Source organism: Bradyrhizobium sp. CB2312 (genome assembly GCF_029714425.1).
Classification (GTDB): domain Bacteria; phylum Pseudomonadota; class Alphaproteobacteria; order Rhizobiales; family Xanthobacteraceae; genus Bradyrhizobium.
Window position 1 is genome coordinate 1,496,084 of sequence record NZ_CP121668.1, and the last position, 16,090, is coordinate 1,512,173.

13 protein-coding genes and 1 pseudogene are annotated in these 16,090 nt (G+C 57.9%); 12 read left to right on the top strand and 2 right to left on the bottom strand.

Annotation, left to right across the window (positions count from 1 at the left end; all coding sequences use genetic code 11):
- Positions 1–20: 20 nt before the first annotated feature.
- Together istB and istA are read right to left on the bottom strand one after the other, a co-directional pair.
- Complete coding sequence (gene istB, locus QA642_RS07150) at positions 21–884, bottom strand: IS21-like element helper ATPase IstB (RefSeq protein WP_166107168.1); 864 nt, start codon at positions 882–884, stop codon at positions 21–23.
- Between the two features lie 8 nt (positions 885–892).
- Positions 893–2,383, bottom strand: a pseudogene (istA, locus tag QA642_RS07155) (IS21 family transposase); the annotation flags it as partial.
- Positions 2,384–2,784: 401 nt separating this feature from the next.
- Between istA and QA642_RS07160 the strand changes: the two are divergent.
- The 12 genes from QA642_RS07160 to tenA all read left to right on the top strand — a co-directional run bounded on the left by QA642_RS07160 (position 2,785) and on the right by tenA (position 16,024).
- Positions 2,785–4,530 carry a GYF domain-containing protein gene (locus QA642_RS07160; protein ID WP_283084034.1) on the top strand — a complete coding sequence of 582 codons (1,746 nt, stop codon included), beginning with the start codon at positions 2,785–2,787 and terminating at the stop codon, positions 4,528–4,530.
- Between the two features lie 430 nt (positions 4,531–4,960).
- Entirely contained in the window at positions 4,961–7,054 is a 2,094-nt protein-coding gene (locus tag QA642_RS07165) for an RNA-directed DNA polymerase (protein ID WP_283084035.1), read from the top strand.
- A gap of 378 nt (positions 7,055–7,432) precedes the next feature.
- Complete coding sequence (locus QA642_RS07170) at positions 7,433–8,698, top strand: metallophosphoesterase (RefSeq protein ID WP_283084036.1); 1,266 nt, start codon at positions 7,433–7,435, stop codon at positions 8,696–8,698.
- Positions 8,699–8,758: 60 nt separating this feature from the next.
- Complete coding sequence (locus tag QA642_RS07175) at positions 8,759–9,193, top strand: hypothetical protein (protein ID WP_283084037.1); 435 nt, start codon at positions 8,759–8,761, stop codon at positions 9,191–9,193.
- On the top strand, positions 9,190–9,555 hold the full coding sequence (locus QA642_RS07180; RefSeq protein ID WP_283084038.1) for a hypothetical protein: 366 nt from the start codon (positions 9,190–9,192) through the stop codon (positions 9,553–9,555). The genes QA642_RS07175 and QA642_RS07180 overlap by 4 nt, the downstream gene beginning before the upstream one ends.
- A 167-nt stretch (positions 9,556–9,722) precedes the next feature.
- Positions 9,723–10,145 carry a transposase gene (locus QA642_RS07185; RefSeq protein ID WP_283079831.1) on the top strand — a complete coding sequence of 141 codons (423 nt, stop codon included), beginning with the start codon at positions 9,723–9,725 and terminating at the stop codon, positions 10,143–10,145.
- Positions 10,146–10,147: 2 nt separating this feature from the next.
- Positions 10,148–10,492, top strand: a complete 345-nt coding sequence (gene tnpB / locus QA642_RS07190; protein WP_271597244.1) for an IS66 family insertion sequence element accessory protein TnpB — start codon at positions 10,148–10,150, stop codon at positions 10,490–10,492.
- Between the two features lie 50 nt (positions 10,493–10,542).
- A complete protein-coding gene (locus tag QA642_RS07195; RefSeq protein ID WP_283084039.1) occupies positions 10,543–12,108 on the top strand; it encodes an IS66 family transposase in 1,566 nt (521 codons plus the stop codon).
- Positions 12,105–12,707, top strand: a complete 603-nt coding sequence (locus QA642_RS07200; protein WP_283084040.1) for a plasmid pRiA4b ORF-3 family protein — start codon at positions 12,105–12,107, stop codon at positions 12,705–12,707. The genes QA642_RS07195 and QA642_RS07200 overlap by 4 nt, the downstream gene beginning before the upstream one ends.
- A 109-nt stretch (positions 12,708–12,816) precedes the next feature.
- Positions 12,817–13,335, top strand: a complete 519-nt coding sequence (locus tag QA642_RS07205; protein ID WP_283084041.1) for a DUF4126 domain-containing protein — start codon at positions 12,817–12,819, stop codon at positions 13,333–13,335.
- Positions 13,336–13,547: 212 nt separating this feature from the next.
- On the top strand, positions 13,548–15,137 hold the full coding sequence (locus QA642_RS07210; RefSeq protein WP_283084042.1) for an alpha/beta hydrolase: 1,590 nt from the start codon (positions 13,548–13,550) through the stop codon (positions 15,135–15,137).
- Positions 15,138–15,361: 224 nt separating this feature from the next.
- Positions 15,362–16,024 (top strand): thiaminase II, encoded by a 663-nt coding sequence (tenA, locus tag QA642_RS07215; protein ID WP_283084043.1) that lies wholly within the window; start codon positions 15,362–15,364, stop codon positions 16,022–16,024.
- Positions 16,025–16,090: the final 66 nt, after the last annotated feature.

Genomic DNA, 16,090 nt, shown 5'->3' on the forward strand with positions numbered 1-16,090 from the left:
CGCTGCGCCAAGGATCAGTGTCAATCGGCGTTCGACTGGGACCCCCTATCGGCATCCAAAAGGGACCCCTTTGATCGGCGCGCTCTGCTGGTAGCGCTCGGGTCGTCGGAGCTGGTCGGGGTTGCGGAGACGGCGCGAGCGCGGGTTGTTTGAACATCGTCGCGGCTTTTGAAGCGCCAACTGTCGTTGCCGGTCTCAACGATGTCGCAGTGATGGGTCAATCGGTCGAGTAGCGCGGTGGTCATTTTGGCATCGCCGAACACGCTGGGCCATTCGCCGAACGCAAGATTGGTGGTGACAATGATGGAGGTGCGCTCGTAGAGCCGGCTGATGAGATGGAACAGGAGCTGACCGCCCGATTGCGCGAACGGCAGATAGCCCAGCTCGTCGAGAACGATGAAGTCCATGCGGGTCAGATGCTCAGCGAGCCGTCCCTGCCGTCCGTTGCGGGTCTCGGTCTCGAGCCGGTTGACGAGATCGACGACGTTGTAGAAGCGTCCTCTAGCACCATCGCGGATGCAACTTCTGGCAATGGCGATGGCCAGATGGGTCTTGCCTGTGCCGGTGCCGCCAACCAGCACGACGTTGCGTTGCTGGGCGATAAAGCCGCCGCCAGCGAGATCATTGACGAGAGTTTGATTGATCGGCGTGCCGTCGAACTGGAAGTCCGCGATGTCCTTGGCAAGCGGCAGCTTGGCAATGGTGAGCTGGTATTTGATCGAGCGGGCTTGCTTCTCGTTGATCTCGGCGTTGAGCAGGTCGCCGACAATGCGCTGGGGTTCGTGCTGGCGCTTGACGGCAGTTGCCATGATCTCGTCGAAGGCAGCCTTCATGCCGTAGAGCTTGAGTTCGCCCATGAGGTCGAAGATTTGGGTTCGTTCCATCAGATGGTCCTCCGGAGGTTGTCGTAGCGGGCACAATCGGCGATCGGTGCATGACGGAGTGTCAGTGCGGCCGGCGTCATGATGTTGGCCGGTGGGGCGGGTTCACGTTGACGGGCCAGGATATTGAGAACGACATCGGCGGAATGGACGCCATGACCGAGCGCTTCGGCACAGGCCGCTTCCACCGCGGGCAGACCGTCAGTCAGCACCGCGTTGAGGATGTCGACCATCTGCCGATTGCCATCGTCGGTGCTGGCAAGCTTGCGCCGGATCCGCTCGATCGCAGCCGGCAGCACCCAGTCTTTGAAGGGAGCACCGTTGCGCAAGGCGCCGGGTTTGCGGGCGAGCACCGGCACATAATGCCAGGGGTCGTAGACGGTATCGCCGCGGCCAAAGGATCGCGGGTGCTCGGCAACGATGCGCCCATCCTGACGGATCACGATACGATCGGCATAGGCTTGAACCTCGACCGGTCGTCCGACTGCGCTGGCTGCGACGGAGTACTTGTTGTTGTCGAAGCGCACCAGGCAGGTCTTCGAGACCGATGCCGTCACCGCATGGAAGCCGTCGAAGCGGCCGGCATAGGGAACGAGTTTGGGGCGCTCGGCTTCGAACACGTCCCAGATCGTCTGATCGGTCAGCTCCGGATGGCGATGAGCCTTGGCGTAGGCGATGCATTTGTCGAGCAGCCAGGCGTTTAACTCGTCGAGGTTCTTGAAGCGCAGCCGCGGGGTGAAGAAGCGTTCGCGGACCAGCCCGACCTGGTTCTCGACCTGCCCCTTCTCCCAGCCCGACGCCGGCGTGCAGGCGACCGGATCGACCAGATAGTAGCTGCACATCTGCAGGAAGCGGCGATTGTAGAGACGGCCTTTACCGACGAAGATCGTCTCTACGGCGGTCTTCATGTTGTCGTAGATGCCGCGGGTGCAGGTGCCTTTGAACAGGGCGAACGCCCGGTCGTGGGCGTCGAACACCATCTCCTGCGTCTCTCGCGGATAGGCCCGCACGAACAGCATGCGGCTGTGACAGAGCCGGACATGAGCAGCCTTCACCATCACTGTGGTGCCGCTCAGCAGGACGACCTCGTGGCTCCAGTCGAACTGGTAGGCTTCGCCTGGTGCAAAGCTCAGCGGCACATACGCCGACGCTGTCGAGGTGCCGCGTTCCTTGCTCCACCGTCGTGCGTATCGACGAACCGCATCATAGCCGCCGACATAACCGAGGCCGCGAAGCTCTTCGAATATACGGATCAGCGTCAGCCGTTCCCGCGCCGACTTGCTCTCATTCCCTGCCAGCAACCGGTCAAGCTCGGCACTCCAGGCACCCATCTTCGGGAGCGGCTGCGTCTCGCGCTCATACCGGAACTCCGTCGCTTGAGAACGAATGACCTTGCGAACCACCTTCCGCGATACGCCAAGTTCTCGGCAGATCGCCTTGATCGGACGACCATCAACAAAGTAGGCGCGACGGATCTTACCAATCGTCTCCACCACCAGCATCCCAACCTCGGCTTCCATGACTCGATGGAAGCCACTGTGGACCCTTGTCCCGGGGTCCCGATTGGATGCCGATTACCCCGAATACGGGGTCCTTATTCCATGCCGAAACACAGATCAGTAGGACCACGGGCGGCAGGGTAACCAGCCAAGCCTCTTGGGCCTGATCGCCTGGGCTGCTGTATCTGGCGTTGATCGCCGTCAGAATATCGTCGCAGCCGCACCGACTTTTCCGCCTGGACGTGCGGCTTCTCGTTTCAGCTCGGCATCTAAGACATCAGCAGGGTCGCGGCGGCTCAAAGAGCCTAGAGCTTCGCAAAAAGTCGTAGACGTGGTTTGCTCGCGCGCACGTTGCGCCAGTCCAACTTAATCAATAGTGTCGGACGATTCCCGGGGGGCCGGAAATGACCGATTGGTACTTATGGGACGGTGAAAGCCAGCGCGGTCCGATGGATCGCCGCGAACTGGATAACCGTATTCAATATCATCCTAACCCAAGCCTTGTTCGCGTTTGGCGTCAGGGGTTTTCGGGGTGGCAGAAGGTTGAGGATGCGTTTGATGTGGCGCAGAAAAGCCCGTTGGCCCCCTCGACCTTCGAGCGGCCTTTGGAATCAACCGGCAGTTCAAAACGTCAGAACGTCGTTGCTCAACATTGGCGGGGCGAGTATCCGCTTGGGATTTCGTATTGGCTCATTGGCTTTATTGGCAACATTGCTGCGTATGTTGTCGTCGCAATAATTTCCGCTTTGATTGGTGGGGCAATCAACCCAATCGGCATCCTGCTTTTCTATATTTCGCTCTGGTCGTTCATTGTCTGTCTCGCGATATGGCAATCAGTAGGCATTTGGCGGTCAGCGCAACATAGGATCGATCAACGTGCCACCTTGAGCAAACGGGCTCCCTGGGCTGGGCTAGCCAAAGTTATGGTTTGCCTCAGTGTATTGCAGACAATCGGAGTCCTCGCAAAGACGGCTATTCCGCAAATCGCGGAGGCAACCCGTATTGCGTTTATGGATGATCCGGACATTCCCCCATATTCAATAAGAGTCATGGGCAACGGATCGGAAGCCGAGATATCTGGCGGTATCAAGTTCGGTCTCTCTGATGAATTCGAAAAGGTCCTAAATGCATCAAGGGGCGTGCGCGTCGTTCACCTCGACAGCATTGGTGGCCGTATTGGTGAAGGTCAGAAGCTCAACGCTCTTATCAAGACCCGCGGTCTCGATACTTATGTCGATGTAAAATGTTTGTCTGCTTGCACCTTGGCCTTCGTTGCAGGTCGAAACCGAATCCTGAAGCAGGGCGCCCGGTTAGGATTTCACAGAGGAGCTTTCGCTGGAGAAGATCAGATCGACGGTAGCCTAGAAAGGTCAATCTACGCAGCATCTGGCGTCAGCGTTGCGTTTGTCGATCGAGCTTTGGCGACAAAAAATGCCGACATGTGGCGACCTTCAGACGCGGATTTGGTGTCAGCAGGGGTCGTGACTAAGGTCACAAGCGGCGACGAGTACGCAATCGCTGGCGATGGTGGCAGGCTAGCACGCGAAGATTGGGATAAGGGGCTTCAAAAGGCCTCGCTGGTGTACAGAGTGATGAAGGAGAAGTATCCGCACTTGTATGGTGAGATACTCGACACGTTCATGGATGGCACGATCAAGGGAGCACCGCAGGCTCAAGTGATCGCAGAGGCTCGAACCAAACTAAATAATCTCATAAAGGCGCGCCTTCCTTATGCCGACGATGCTGTTTTGGTCGACTTTGGACGCCTTGTCGTTGACCAATATCGCGCGCTCCAGAGCCAAGACAAAGATGCCTGCTACCGATTTGCATCAGGCCAGGGCGATCAAAACGTAATTCGATTGATTCCCAAAGAACTCACAGAACGCGAACTGGAGTTAGATGCACGCATTATCTCCTCAAGCCGAACCCAATATGGCGCACCCAATAACGACAAGGCTTGGGAAAAAATCGTCTCGCGCCTTACCTCCAGGGGGTACTCAGCTAAAGACCTTCAGCTCTTGACGGGCACGGTTAACGCTGCTGACCACGCTCGTTACTGTGACTTGGCCATCGTACTCTACCAGGAGATAGGCAACTTGCCGTCTATTGAGGCTGCTGCGCTTCTTCGAGAGTTCTTCGCGCCGTCGTAGTTTGGATCGTCGCGTATGAACCCAGTCAGTCTCGGGGCGCGCGCCTGCGCCGTATTTCTTGCACTGGCGCTCATTTCCGAGCTCACGTTCGGTCATGGTTGTACCGGCCGCAGACTCAAATTTGAGAATTAGATACAGTCGGCCGCAGCGGCAAGCAACAATTTAGAATTCCCCGGAATTCCGATTTGCAGGCGCGCGTCGCAGGTGCGAGGAAGAACCCGCCTAACTGCTGAGAGGGGCCGCAGCAATCTTGGGTTCCCTTATTGCCGCATCTCGCTATAAAGTAGATCAGGGCACCGGCGCTGGCGAATTCGGCCAAGCGCTGTCAGTTCGGGGCGGCGGAAATTTCGAAAACAGAGGAATTGCGATTGCACTTTGACCGTGCGGGGCCTGTCCGCGGCGGACGTTTTTCATTTGATCACAGTTAGCTATGGCAGGATTTTCACAGGTATTCGATCAGGGCAATTTGCTGCGCGCCTATCGGTGGATACTCAGCAACCCAGAGCCGTTTTTCAAAGGGCATTTCCGCGCGGCGTATTCCGATTATGCGCTTTCGTCCGAGGCTAATCTAAAGTTCCTGAAGCGGCAGATTAGTCAGGAGCGTTTCACGCCGACACCGGCTTCTAAACTCTACCTCCCAAAGACATCCGGCATTTTGAGGCCAATTTCCCTTCTCACCGTTAACGACCAAATAGCCTATCAAGCGGTGGCAAACCTTGTTGCTGAAGCGGTCTTCAGAAAAACAAGAGCACGTTACCGTACTAACGTTTTTCAGCACCTATACGCGGGCAAAAGCTCTCGCTTCTTTTACTTGAAATGGCAGGACAGCTATCGTGCATATGCTTCGTATGTACGTTCCTATTATCACGCGGGCTATCAGTATGTGGCCAGCTTCGACCTGACAGCGTTCTACGACACGATTGATCACCACGTGTTGAGGACGCTTTTGCGAGACTTGCGCATTGATCACGATACCGTTGATTTTTTGATGCGATGTCTGCGCGAGTGGACCTGCGCGACCTGGAGTGACGGAAGAAAGCCCATCTACCATGAGCACGGCATCCCACAGGGACCGTTGTCATCGGGTATAATCTCGGAAGTCGTTCTGCGACACATTGATGATGCTGGCTTGCGCTCGGTCAGAGACATTCGCTACCTGCGCTATGTCGATGACATTAAGATCACGGCCAAGTCAGAGGATGCTCTTCGGCGCAGATTGGTGACCCTTGATCTGGCAGCCAAGGAAATTGGGCTGTTTCCGCAGTCCTCAAAGATTGCTATCCGCAAGATCAGTGATCCTGCCGAAGAAATTAAATCGGTAAGTCAGCCTCCTGAGCCATCGGTACTCAGGGGGAGCAGTCAAGAAACGATCAGGCGTCGTGTTCAGCTACTGGCCAATCGCGGCATACCAACGGATGTAACCCGCTTCAGATATGTCTTGGCGTCCCTTGCTCCGTCGGCAAAAACAAATGGCGTTTTGCTAAAAGTTCTTCGGCGTCAACCTCAATTGTCGGATACCCTGATCCGGCACTGGGGCAAATACAAAAAGCTGCCCATAAAACTATCCCAAGCCCTGATCGACTTGGTTTTGCAGTCTGAAATCTATCACGCGGTGAATGCGATGATACTTGACCTCCTTTTGGGTCGCGTGAACACCTCGCAAGAATTGGTGCTTTCAACGTTCGCTTACGAGCGTCTGTTTGCTGGACGGTATCGCAGCTCTTCCATTGCGCGGCCGCAGCCAACCTATAAAGTCGCGCTGGCGCGGTGGGCGTTGCTCTCGGGCCGTATGACCTATCGCGATTTTGAAACACTGCTATTCAGTGAACGGGATTGGTGGGTTCGGCAGGGGATGCTCCATCATCTTGACTCTGCCAAGTTTGGTAATCCTGGCTATGCTGCACTCCTGAATGCTTCCATGCGGGTAGACAACGACCCCGACTTTTCGAGGGCTGGTGCTGCGCTTCTCTTTCAATCTACCTTGCCGTTAACGAAACCCTACGACGATTGTGCTCTTTCAGCCCGTCTTCTCCTGAGAGCGACAAAGATTATACCCAAGGCTGGGCGAGCCCCAAGTCTAATTGGACCGATCCTTGCTTACGTTCTCGGTGTGCCGAAGACACCTTACGATTGGCAACGATTTTTCGGGCCAGACCATGCGGCAGCAGAACAAATCGCCATAAAGGCAAAGCAGCGGTTTGAGACAGACATCGACGCTTGCGTCGTATCGATTGACAGTTTCTGTGATGCTGCCATGCGGAAAATCTACCAGAAGCGGGGCCTGATCATGCCAGCGTATGGCGCCGCGGTCGGGGCATCATCACCAGCTTGGCTCCGAGCGTTACCCCTCTTGAAGGACGGGCTTTACGAGTTGCATCAGCTGCGCATCAAATCCTTCACAGCTCACCCGGTCCATACGAAAACAGGAACGGCCAATACCCGAATTAAGCACTCTCAATTTTATAGGGTGCGGAAGCTACTGGTTGCTGCCTTCCGCCAGCTGGAGGCGAGCATTGTGCCGTAGGTTGAAATAATACAAAAAGTGGGTACAAACCACACGTGACTGGCGCAAAATTATGCTTGTTTATCAACACGTAAGCTGAGTGCAGGCAGTACCCACCCAACTGTACCAGTCCAGTTGAATTGCCCCGCATAGATCTGACGTATTTGCGCCGCCTGGCGGGCGGTACCCACCCAACCAAGCGTGGGCAGCGGGCGCAACGACGTTGATTTGCATCAAGGGTACGACAGAAACAACGTCGATAACGGCAACGAGCCGCGAACGGTGCGGTGGCGCATTCGCCTCCCTCAATCAGCGGGGATCATCATGCCATGCTCCCGGCCTAACGATCCAAGCCGTCGCCTTGTTCTCAGCGCACTTGCGGCGCTCCCAACATTCTCCATGCCGGTCGTTGACAATGCGCAGGCGCAAACAACAACCGGGCAAGCACCCGGTCCGGCCGGGGGCGGCTTTTCATTCGCTGCGGTCGGCGATACCCGACCCATGATGTACCTCCCGTTGAAAGAAGGACAACCGGACCTCAGCAAGTTCTTCGTCGAGATGTTCGGGTTGGTCATGCCGGAAAAGGTCGCCGAGGCCGTCGTCGCGAAGGATGTGAAGATGATCTTCGATCCGGTCACAAAGGACCTGATCAAGATTGTCATGCCATTCGCATCCAAGACGGAAGTGATGACCCTGACGGTAGATAAGGGTTGGGTCACCGAGGCATCCGTTGAAGACGTGAAACTGCTCCCTGGAGTCCATCGGACGATGTTCCGGCTTCAGGGCGGCGAATGGGTGACCCGTGAAATCGTGAAGGACGTTCAATCCGGTCGCGCCAAATTCGTGGTGAATAGCGGTGACGCCGTCTGGTGGGGCAATCAGGGCTTGACTGTCAGCGAGAGCCCATACTGGAAGCGCGTGAATGATACGATGTTGAAGAAGCTACCCGCGCCGGATGACGAGATGCGCGCAGCCGGTCTGGATGGGCGCTTCTTCATGAGTGTGGGCAATCATGAGGTGTGGGCCGACCCGAAGATTGAGGGCGTTCTTTCGGCGGTGCCGTATCTGAGGAAATTCGGCGTCACGCCGGAAAACCTCATCTACAAATTCGATTTCAAGGGCACCCGCCTCATCTATCTCTGGAGTGGCAAGTACGACTACCGTTCGCCGTCGCTGTGGGACGCTGATCGGCCAAAATATGCCGAGCAGATGACCCAGCTTCAAAAGTGGATGGACGAGGCGAAGGCCAATGGCATTCGGAAGGCGTTTATCGTCTTCCATTATCCCGTGTTTGCGCGGTCAGGCTTGGGCCCGATCCCGGCTCCCGATAACCCGCACAAGGTGATTGCGTCGTATGCCAAGGACATGGAGGTGGTCGTATTGAACGGGCATGTCCACACCACGGAAATCTATGACGTAGATGGGATAAAGTATCTGATGTTGGGCGGTGGGGGCGCAGAACAAGACCCGATCCTGCCGGGGCGAACCAGCATCAAGGTGCCCGCTGACTATCCGCAGGACCTCTACTGGAAGGGCCAGCCTCCGCAAGAGGAGTACAACTACGTGCTGGTGGACGTCGAACCAGGCCAGAAGACGAAATTCACCCTCAATCGCTTCCGGCCGTGGTCGGCAGAGCCATTCGGGACCGAGGAACTCTTCAAGTGAGCAGGGCACCTGTGTTTACGGAGTGAGGTTCTGGCGACAGCTATTCTGATCATTCACGGCTTGGTCGCGGTCGCACTGCTTGGCGCGATAACACACCAGACTTTAGCGGCATGGGGATCGGCGGGCGCGCGACGCGGCTCGTTCTTTGGCCGCTTTCGTTCCATACCGTCAGTCACGTTCGCCAACGCCGTGGTCGTGCTGTACGCCATTTCCACGCTTCTGGGTGGGACCCTTTATCTTTATTTCCGTGTGGATGTCAGACCCGAATTGGAGCGTGCGGGTCACTGGCATGTCCTCGGCTTCTTCGACCTCAAGGAACATTTTGCAGCAATCGGGCTGGCGTTGCTGCCCGCCTACTGGGTCTGCTGGCGCCGGCCGCTTGCCAACGAACCTGCTCAGACGCGCACGGCGCTCACCTCGATACTTGCCTTCATCATTTGGTGGGGCTTTCTGTCCGGTCACGTCGCTAACAACATCATGGGTTTCGGCTCATGACTTCATCAGCCCCGTTCCGCCGCTTTGCATTCGCATTCGGGACCACGTTCGCGGTCCTCTACGTGGTCGCGCTCGCAAGGGACCTTGCTCTTTTCACCGTTTTCCCGTCGCTCGGCATCGTGCTCGCGGGCACGCATCACTCGCGAGACGTTGCTGACCCTGCGATGGGATTTCTGGCTCCAGCGATGTACTGGTACGGGTGGGCCGCGACGGCCGCGCTCGGGGCACTGATCGTCGCTCTCGTTGTTGCGTCGTTCGCCGAACGCTTGGCGCGATACGTTTGGCCGGGATGGGTGTGGGTCATTCCTGTCCTCTCGATGATCGCTTGCGTCTATCTCACTCTGCCTTGGTTTCGACTTTAGCTTGGTTCCTCGGCCGCATCGCGTCCAGCCTTCCCGAGGAAATTCGAGCGCAACAATCGTTGGGGATCTCATGTCGAACGTAAGCGTAGCGCCGAGGCCCTTTGGATTGTTTGTACGGAGTCTTGAGAGCACCGCTAGAAGAGTCATCTTCTGCAAGGGTGCTCATAATGGACGACCAATCTGACGACATAAGACGACCGTTGTCACCACGTATCGAAGTGTATGCTGGTGCAGGTCGCAAGCGCTGGCCGGACGATTTGAAGGCGCAGATTGCCGCCGAAAGCCTCGAGCCGGGTGCGGTTGTCACGGATGTCGCCCGTCGTCATGGCTGCCGGCCCCAGCAGGTGCATGACTGGCGGCGCCGGGCGCGGTTGGGCCAGTTGGTGCTTCCGGCGTCGGCGGACACGCTGTCGTTCGTGCCGGTGGTATCGGAATCGGCGTTGCCGGCGACCGCAGAACCGTCCGGGTCGCCGGAAGCCGCCGTTGTGACGGTCGAGTTCCAAGGGGCGCGCGTAGAGGTGCGCGGGACGCCTGGCCTTGCTGTGCTGAGTGATGTGTTCCTAGCGCTCCGACGGACACGTCCATGCTGACAATGCCCGCGAGCCTCATGATTTACGTGGCGACGCAACCTGTGGACTTCAGAAAAGGTGCGGAGGGCTTGGCGCTGTTGGCGAAGGAGACGCTGGGCCATGACCCGATGAAGGGCGTAGCGGTGGTGTTCCGTGCGAAGCGCGCCGATCGGGTGAAGATTGTCGTCTGGGATGGCAGCGGCCTTGTGATGTATTGGAAGCGGCTCGATGGCAGCGGCTTCAAATGGCCTCCCATCGTGGCCGGCGTGATGCGGATGAATGCCGCCCAGTTGTCGGCGCTTCTGGCCGGCATGGATTGGACACGCATGCACGCGCCTCGAATCCCGCAGCCGAAAGCGCTTGCGTAAAAATACAAATCTTCGCTGCATCACGGCGCGAAGCATGGCAAGCTCGGGCCATGAGTGATTTGCCCGATGAGCTGCCGAGCGATCCAGCCGAGTTGCGTGTCTTTGCCGCGGCTCTGCTGGATCGCTGCGCCAGGCTCGAGCGGTTACTCAAGCTTGCGAAAGATGCGCAGTTCGGTCGATCCTCGGAAAAGCTGGACGCTGATCAGCTGCAGCTTGTTCTGGAGGACATCGAAGAGGCCGTCGCGGCCCTCGAAGCCACCGAGGATCGCGCCAATCCCAGAGTTTGCGAGAAGAGGACGGCCGAGCGCAGAACCAACCGTGGTCAGCTGCCGGAGCATTTGCCGCGCATCGTGGAAACCCTGATGCCGGCCGAGACCTGTTGCCCGTCTTGCGCGGGCGACCTCTTTGAGATTGGTCGGGATGAGAGCCAGAGGCTGGACGTCGTTCCGGCGCAGTATCGCGTCATCGTCACCCGCCGGCCTAAGCTCGCCTGCCGCGCCTGTCACGGCGTCGTCCTCCAGTATGCTGCTCCCGAGCGACTGATCAGGGGAGGATTGCCCACCGAGCGGCTGGTCGCGCATGTGATCGACGCGAAGTATCATTGGCATTTGCCGCTTTACCGCCAGGCGCAGATGCTGGCGACGCACGGAATAGCGCTGGACCGTTCCACGCTCGCCTTCTGGGTCGGCTATGCCGCCCAGGAACTGAAGCCGTTGTGGCATCGGCTGCGCCAGCTTCTGCTCGCCTCCTCGAAACTCTGCGTCGATGAGACCCCGGCGCCGGTGTTGGACCCGGGCCGCGGCAGAACGAAAACCGGCTACTTCTGGGCGCTGTCGCGCGACGACAGGCCCTGGGCCGGGCCTGATCCACCTGGAGTGGTCTATGCCTATGCACCGGGCCGCGGCGCCGTTCATGGCTTGCGGCTGCTTGAGGGCTATCGCGGCATCATCCATTGCGACGGCTATCAGGCCTACAAGACCATGACCCGAGAGACGCGTGCGGACGCCCTGTCCGGGACGCTCGCCTTCTGCTGGTCGCATCTGCGGCGGCAGTTTGTGAAGATCGAACGGGAGGTGGCGCCAGCGCCAGCTCCGGTTGCCCGCGAGGCTCTCGAGCGTATCGCCCAGCTTTATGCGATCGAGAAGGCTCTCCGCGGCCGATCTGCGGACGAGCGCCACGCCGGCAGGCAGGCGCATGCCAGGCCTCTGGCCGCAGCCTTGAAGCAGTGGTTTGAGGCCAAGCTTGATCACCTTGCACAGAAGAGCGACACGGCGAAGGCTTTGCGCTATGCGCTGCGGCATTGGAACGGCCTGACGCTATACCTTGATGACGGGCGCATCGAGATGGATACCAATGCGGTCGAGCGAGCGATGCGGCCGATCAAGCTCAACGCCAAGAACTCCCTTTTTGCCGGCTGCGACGAGGGCGCCGAGAATTGGGCAGTTCTGGCTTCGTTAATCGAGACCTGTAAGCTCAATGGCGTCAGTGCCGAGCACTGGCTCGCTGATGTTCTCGCGAAGCTCGTTAATGGCTGGCCTGCGGCGCGACTGGACGAACTGCTTCCCTGGGCATCGACCTATACGATGCATGCGCTCGATCCGAGACTGGCAGCATGAGCCTTAACACGACCGTCGTCCGGATCAGGGTAACCCTCAAGGACGTGAAACCGGAGGTGATGCGGTGTCTTGTCGTACCGATCACTTTACGTCTTGACCGGCTGCATCTGACGCTTCAGGCGGCGTTTGGCTGGACGAATAGCCATCTCTTCGAGTTCCTAGCCGGCGGCGGCCGTTGGGGTATCCCTGATCCCGATGGAGATTTTGACCCTCAGCCCATCGATGCCCGCAAGACGCGGCTCTCCAATATCGTTCAAGAGACCGGCGCCAAGACGATCCATTATCTCTACGACTTCGGCGACAGCTGGGATCACGTGATCAAGCTTGAAAAGTGGTTCGACAACACGACAACGGAAGGACTTCCCCTCTTGCTCGAGGCCGCCGGCCGTTGTCCTCCGGAAGATGTCGGTGGTGCGTCAGGCTATGCCGAATACCTCGACGCCATCAGCGAGCCCACCCATCCGGAGCACGAACAAATGCGCCTCTGGGGCCCCGAGCAGTTCGATCCCAACGTCATCGACCGCAAGGCGCTTGAGGCGGCGGTCAACGCATTGTCCGACATATGGAAGCCGCGACGACGCGCTACGCGGACAAAGTAGGCGTCAAGCATCAATCAAAAGGGCCGCAGAGCTACGCTTACTGTCGAACTCCGATCTCGCGTTGTCGATTGCGCTTGGTGTCGGTCTTGCGGCCGCGACGGGCCTCCGGGTGTTCCTGCCGATGCTGGTTGCCAGCGTGGCCGCTTACTCGGGTTCGCTTGCTTGGGGCGACGGTTTCGCGTGGCTTGGAACACCTGCCGCAATGCTGATGTTTGGCGTGGCCGCGCTCCTGGAGGTTGCTGCGTATTTCATTCCCGGCGTGGACAATTTGCTCGATGTCATCGCCGCGCCTGTTGCCGTGATCGCCGGAGCCATCGTGTCGGCGGCGACCATGGCAGATCTTCCACCGATGATGAAATGGACGGCCGCCATCGTCGCGGGTGGCGGCGCGGCCGGCATCGTGCACGGCGTCACCGCGGCTCTGCGGGCCAAATCGACAGTCATGACGGCCGGCCTCGGCAACTCGACCGTCGCGACCGCCGAATTGGGAGGTGCGCTCCTCGTCTCAATTCTTGCCCTGGCCGCGCCGGTAGCCGCATTCGCGATCGTCATTCTGATGCTCTGGCTGGCGATACGTTTGATCCTGCGCTTGCGGAGATCAGTTCCTCGCAAGGATGCACCGGGATGACCGCGTGACCGCTCGTGCTGCTACCCTACCCACACCACGATCACCACCACCACTCGCGCCTGACCGCCGCATTGGCTGCCGATTCACAGGAAGAAAGGGCCTGGGGAGATCCCCGAATTGGGCGCTTCTCCATCGACAACTAATGATTGCCGTTGCTGGCGGCATCCAACACGGTTTAGACTGACCTTAGGAACACATCGCGGAGATGTGCCATGCGTCGGATTTGGTCCGAATTCCTTTCATTCGCATTTTTCATCAGCGTAGGAATGCCCTCGGGCAGTTGCGTAGCACAACCGGTCATTGACGCCGAAGTCGTGCTCCAAATTTGCCAAGCGTTCTCGAAAAAGTCCGCCGAGAACATGCCAGCGATCATTTTACCGGAAGCTGGCAAGTCGTTCATTGAAATTTATGGCAGGCTCTCCGGCTTACTTGAAGGCTGTTTGTCAGCGACCGAGACCAGCCGCAATTCAGGTGGCGTCACTTTTCTGGTCCAGAATACCCGTTACGACAGCGTCTGGTACTTTTCCACTGACGAGGGATCGATCCGACGTATTAATATCGAACGATATAAACCAGTTACTTTGGCCGATGACGAGTTATGGCAATCTCCATTTGCCATTGCAGCAGCATCCCAGGCCACTCTTGGTATAGCAGGTCTATTAGCGGGAACAGCCGAAACAGACTCTACAGCTCCCATAACTAAAGGTGGGCCGCCCAAAGCGATAGCCCCGCCGTCCGAGCCATATACCGTGGAGTTCTTCTATGCGACGGACCGAAAAGAGTCCTCTGACGCAATAGAGTTCGAGGGACGCACCAGCACCCAGACAAGCGACGGTTCTACCTATAGCTCGAACGGTTGGACAGCTGTTAGCGGCTACACGGGAGAGCGCAGCCATGATCTTAGCTTCGGTGCCATTCGGGTTCGCGTCCCGGAAGGGCATCATATTGGAAGGATAGAATTGCCATCGAACAGGAGAATCTTTGGCATTACCTTCTCAAGGGATGGCCCTGATCCCAAGAAGCATTTTACGATCCGCAGCATCGCAAAAACGAGCGAAGATCAGTGGATCAAATCGCTATCGTCGACCAAGAAAAAGAAAGCCCTAATATTCGTGCATGGGTTCAACACCAAATTTCGAGACGCCGTCTTTCGCACAGCCCAGATAATTTGGGATCTTCAATTCGGCGGTACTGCAGTTTTGTTCTCGTGGCCGTCTCGTGGCGAGATAGCGGACTATCTCTATGACAAAGACAGCGCGCTTAGTTCACGTGTAGCACTACTCCGCGTGATAGATAACCTTCGCAAAGCAAAATTCGAAACCGTCGACATCATAGCCCACAGCATGGGCAACCTGATTGTAGTGGATGCATTGTCAACTACTGCGGCAACAAAATCGCCTACTGTGATTGCTCAACTGGTTATGGCCGCGCCGGATGTTGACCGCGACATGTTCATTCAGGAAATTCCGCGAGTTGCAAAGGTCGCCAAAGGCTTAACACTCTATGCATCTAAGAACGACAAGGCCCTTCAGCTTTCGAAACGAGTTGCTGGCAGGATTCCTCGCGCTGGAGACGTACCGGAGTCCGGGCCGATTATCATCAAATCCGTATCGACCATCGACGTTAGCGCTATCGGAGACGAATTGTTCGGGCTCAATCACAACACATTCGCTACAACCCGAAACGTTTTGAATGATCTTAAAATACTCCTTGAAACCGGCGCACCACCGCCTAGGCTAACTGAAGTTCGCGGCGTTCCCGAGCCTCCCCAAACAGCCTCTTATTTCCGATATGCGCCTTAACTTAGAGTGCTAACGCGCTGGCGACGAGGCGCATCATTTTCGGCAACTATCCCGAGAAGGAATGACGGTGACAGTGCACCAAACTCTCGACGCGGGGAGGGCCCTGTCCGCAACGCTGCTCAAGGCCAATTTTGTGCGCTGTCACCGTAGCTCCTTAGGTCGCAATGCGATATCGGTAGCGAGCCAAGGACGTTGATGGAAAAGCAAGCTGGGCGAGAACGATCGTGAGTTTCTTCGAGCGTCTCAAGACAGAAGCATCCGTTGAGTGGCGGGCCTACACCGAGCATCCCTTCACGGACGGATTGGCAGACGGCTCGCTCCCCGAAGCGGCGTTTCGTCACTACCTGGTTCAGGATTACCTGTTCCTCATCGAGTTTGCGCGCGCGTACGCGCTCGCGGTCTACAAGTCGCCCAGACTTGCCGACATGCGTGAAGCCGCGGCCGGCCTTTCGGCCATCCTCGATGTCGAGATGAACCTGCACGTGAAGCTCTGTGCCGGTTGGGGTCTATCCCCGTCCGATCTTGAACAGGCCCCGCCGGCCGCCGAGATGCTGGCCTATACACGCTACGTGCTCGACGCTGGAATGCGCGGCGATCTGTTGGCACTCAAGGTGGCGCTTGCCCCCTGCGTGATCGGGTACGCGGAGATCGCAACGCGGCTCGCCTCGCGACCCCAAGCGGACGCTGCGACGAACCCCTATCGCATCTGGATCGCCGAATACGCCGGCGCGCCGTACCAGGAGGTCGCTGCCAGAGCGCGGGCGCACATGGAGCATCTCGCCGATCTCTATGCCACGCCGGCCCGCGAGGCCGAGCTGATCGCGATCTTCAAGGAAGCCACCCGGCTCGAGGCAGATTTTTGGGAGATGGCCTGGCGCGCGGGCTAAAGCGCGATGAGATTGGGATGAATCGTCATCGCGCTTTAGGTTGTTGTTTGAGCATGATCTTTTCGG

Bases quoted from the DNA above. Each gene is read 5' to 3' on its own strand.
- QA642_RS07170 (WP_283084036.1), top strand. From the start codon at position 7,433: ATGCCGGTCGTTGACAATGCGCAGGCGCAAACAACAACCGGGCAAGCA.
- QA642_RS07160 (WP_283084034.1), top strand. From the start codon at position 2,785: ATGACCGATTGGTACTTATGGGACGGTGAAAGCCAGCGCGGTCCGATG.
- QA642_RS07180 (WP_283084038.1), top strand. From the start codon at position 9,190: ATGACTTCATCAGCCCCGTTCCGCCGCTTTGCATTCGCATTCGGGACC.
- QA642_RS07210 (WP_283084042.1), top strand. From the start codon at position 13,548: ATGCGTCGGATTTGGTCCGAATTCCTTTCATTCGCATTTTTCATCAGC.
- QA642_RS07195 (WP_283084039.1), top strand. From the start codon at position 10,543: ATGAGTGATTTGCCCGATGAGCTGCCGAGCGATCCAGCCGAGTTGCGT.
- QA642_RS07165 (WP_283084035.1), top strand. From the start codon at position 4,961: ATGGCAGGATTTTCACAGGTATTCGATCAGGGCAATTTGCTGCGCGCC.
- QA642_RS07200 (WP_283084040.1), top strand. From the start codon at position 12,105: ATGAGCCTTAACACGACCGTCGTCCGGATCAGGGTAACCCTCAAGGAC.
- QA642_RS07185 (WP_283079831.1), top strand. From the start codon at position 9,723: ATGGACGACCAATCTGACGACATAAGACGACCGTTGTCACCACGTATC.
- istB (WP_166107168.1), bottom strand. From the start codon at position 884: ATGGAACGAACCCAAATCTTCGACCTCATGGGCGAACTCAAGCTCTAC.
- tnpB (WP_271597244.1), top strand. From the start codon at position 10,148: ATGCCCGCGAGCCTCATGATTTACGTGGCGACGCAACCTGTGGACTTC.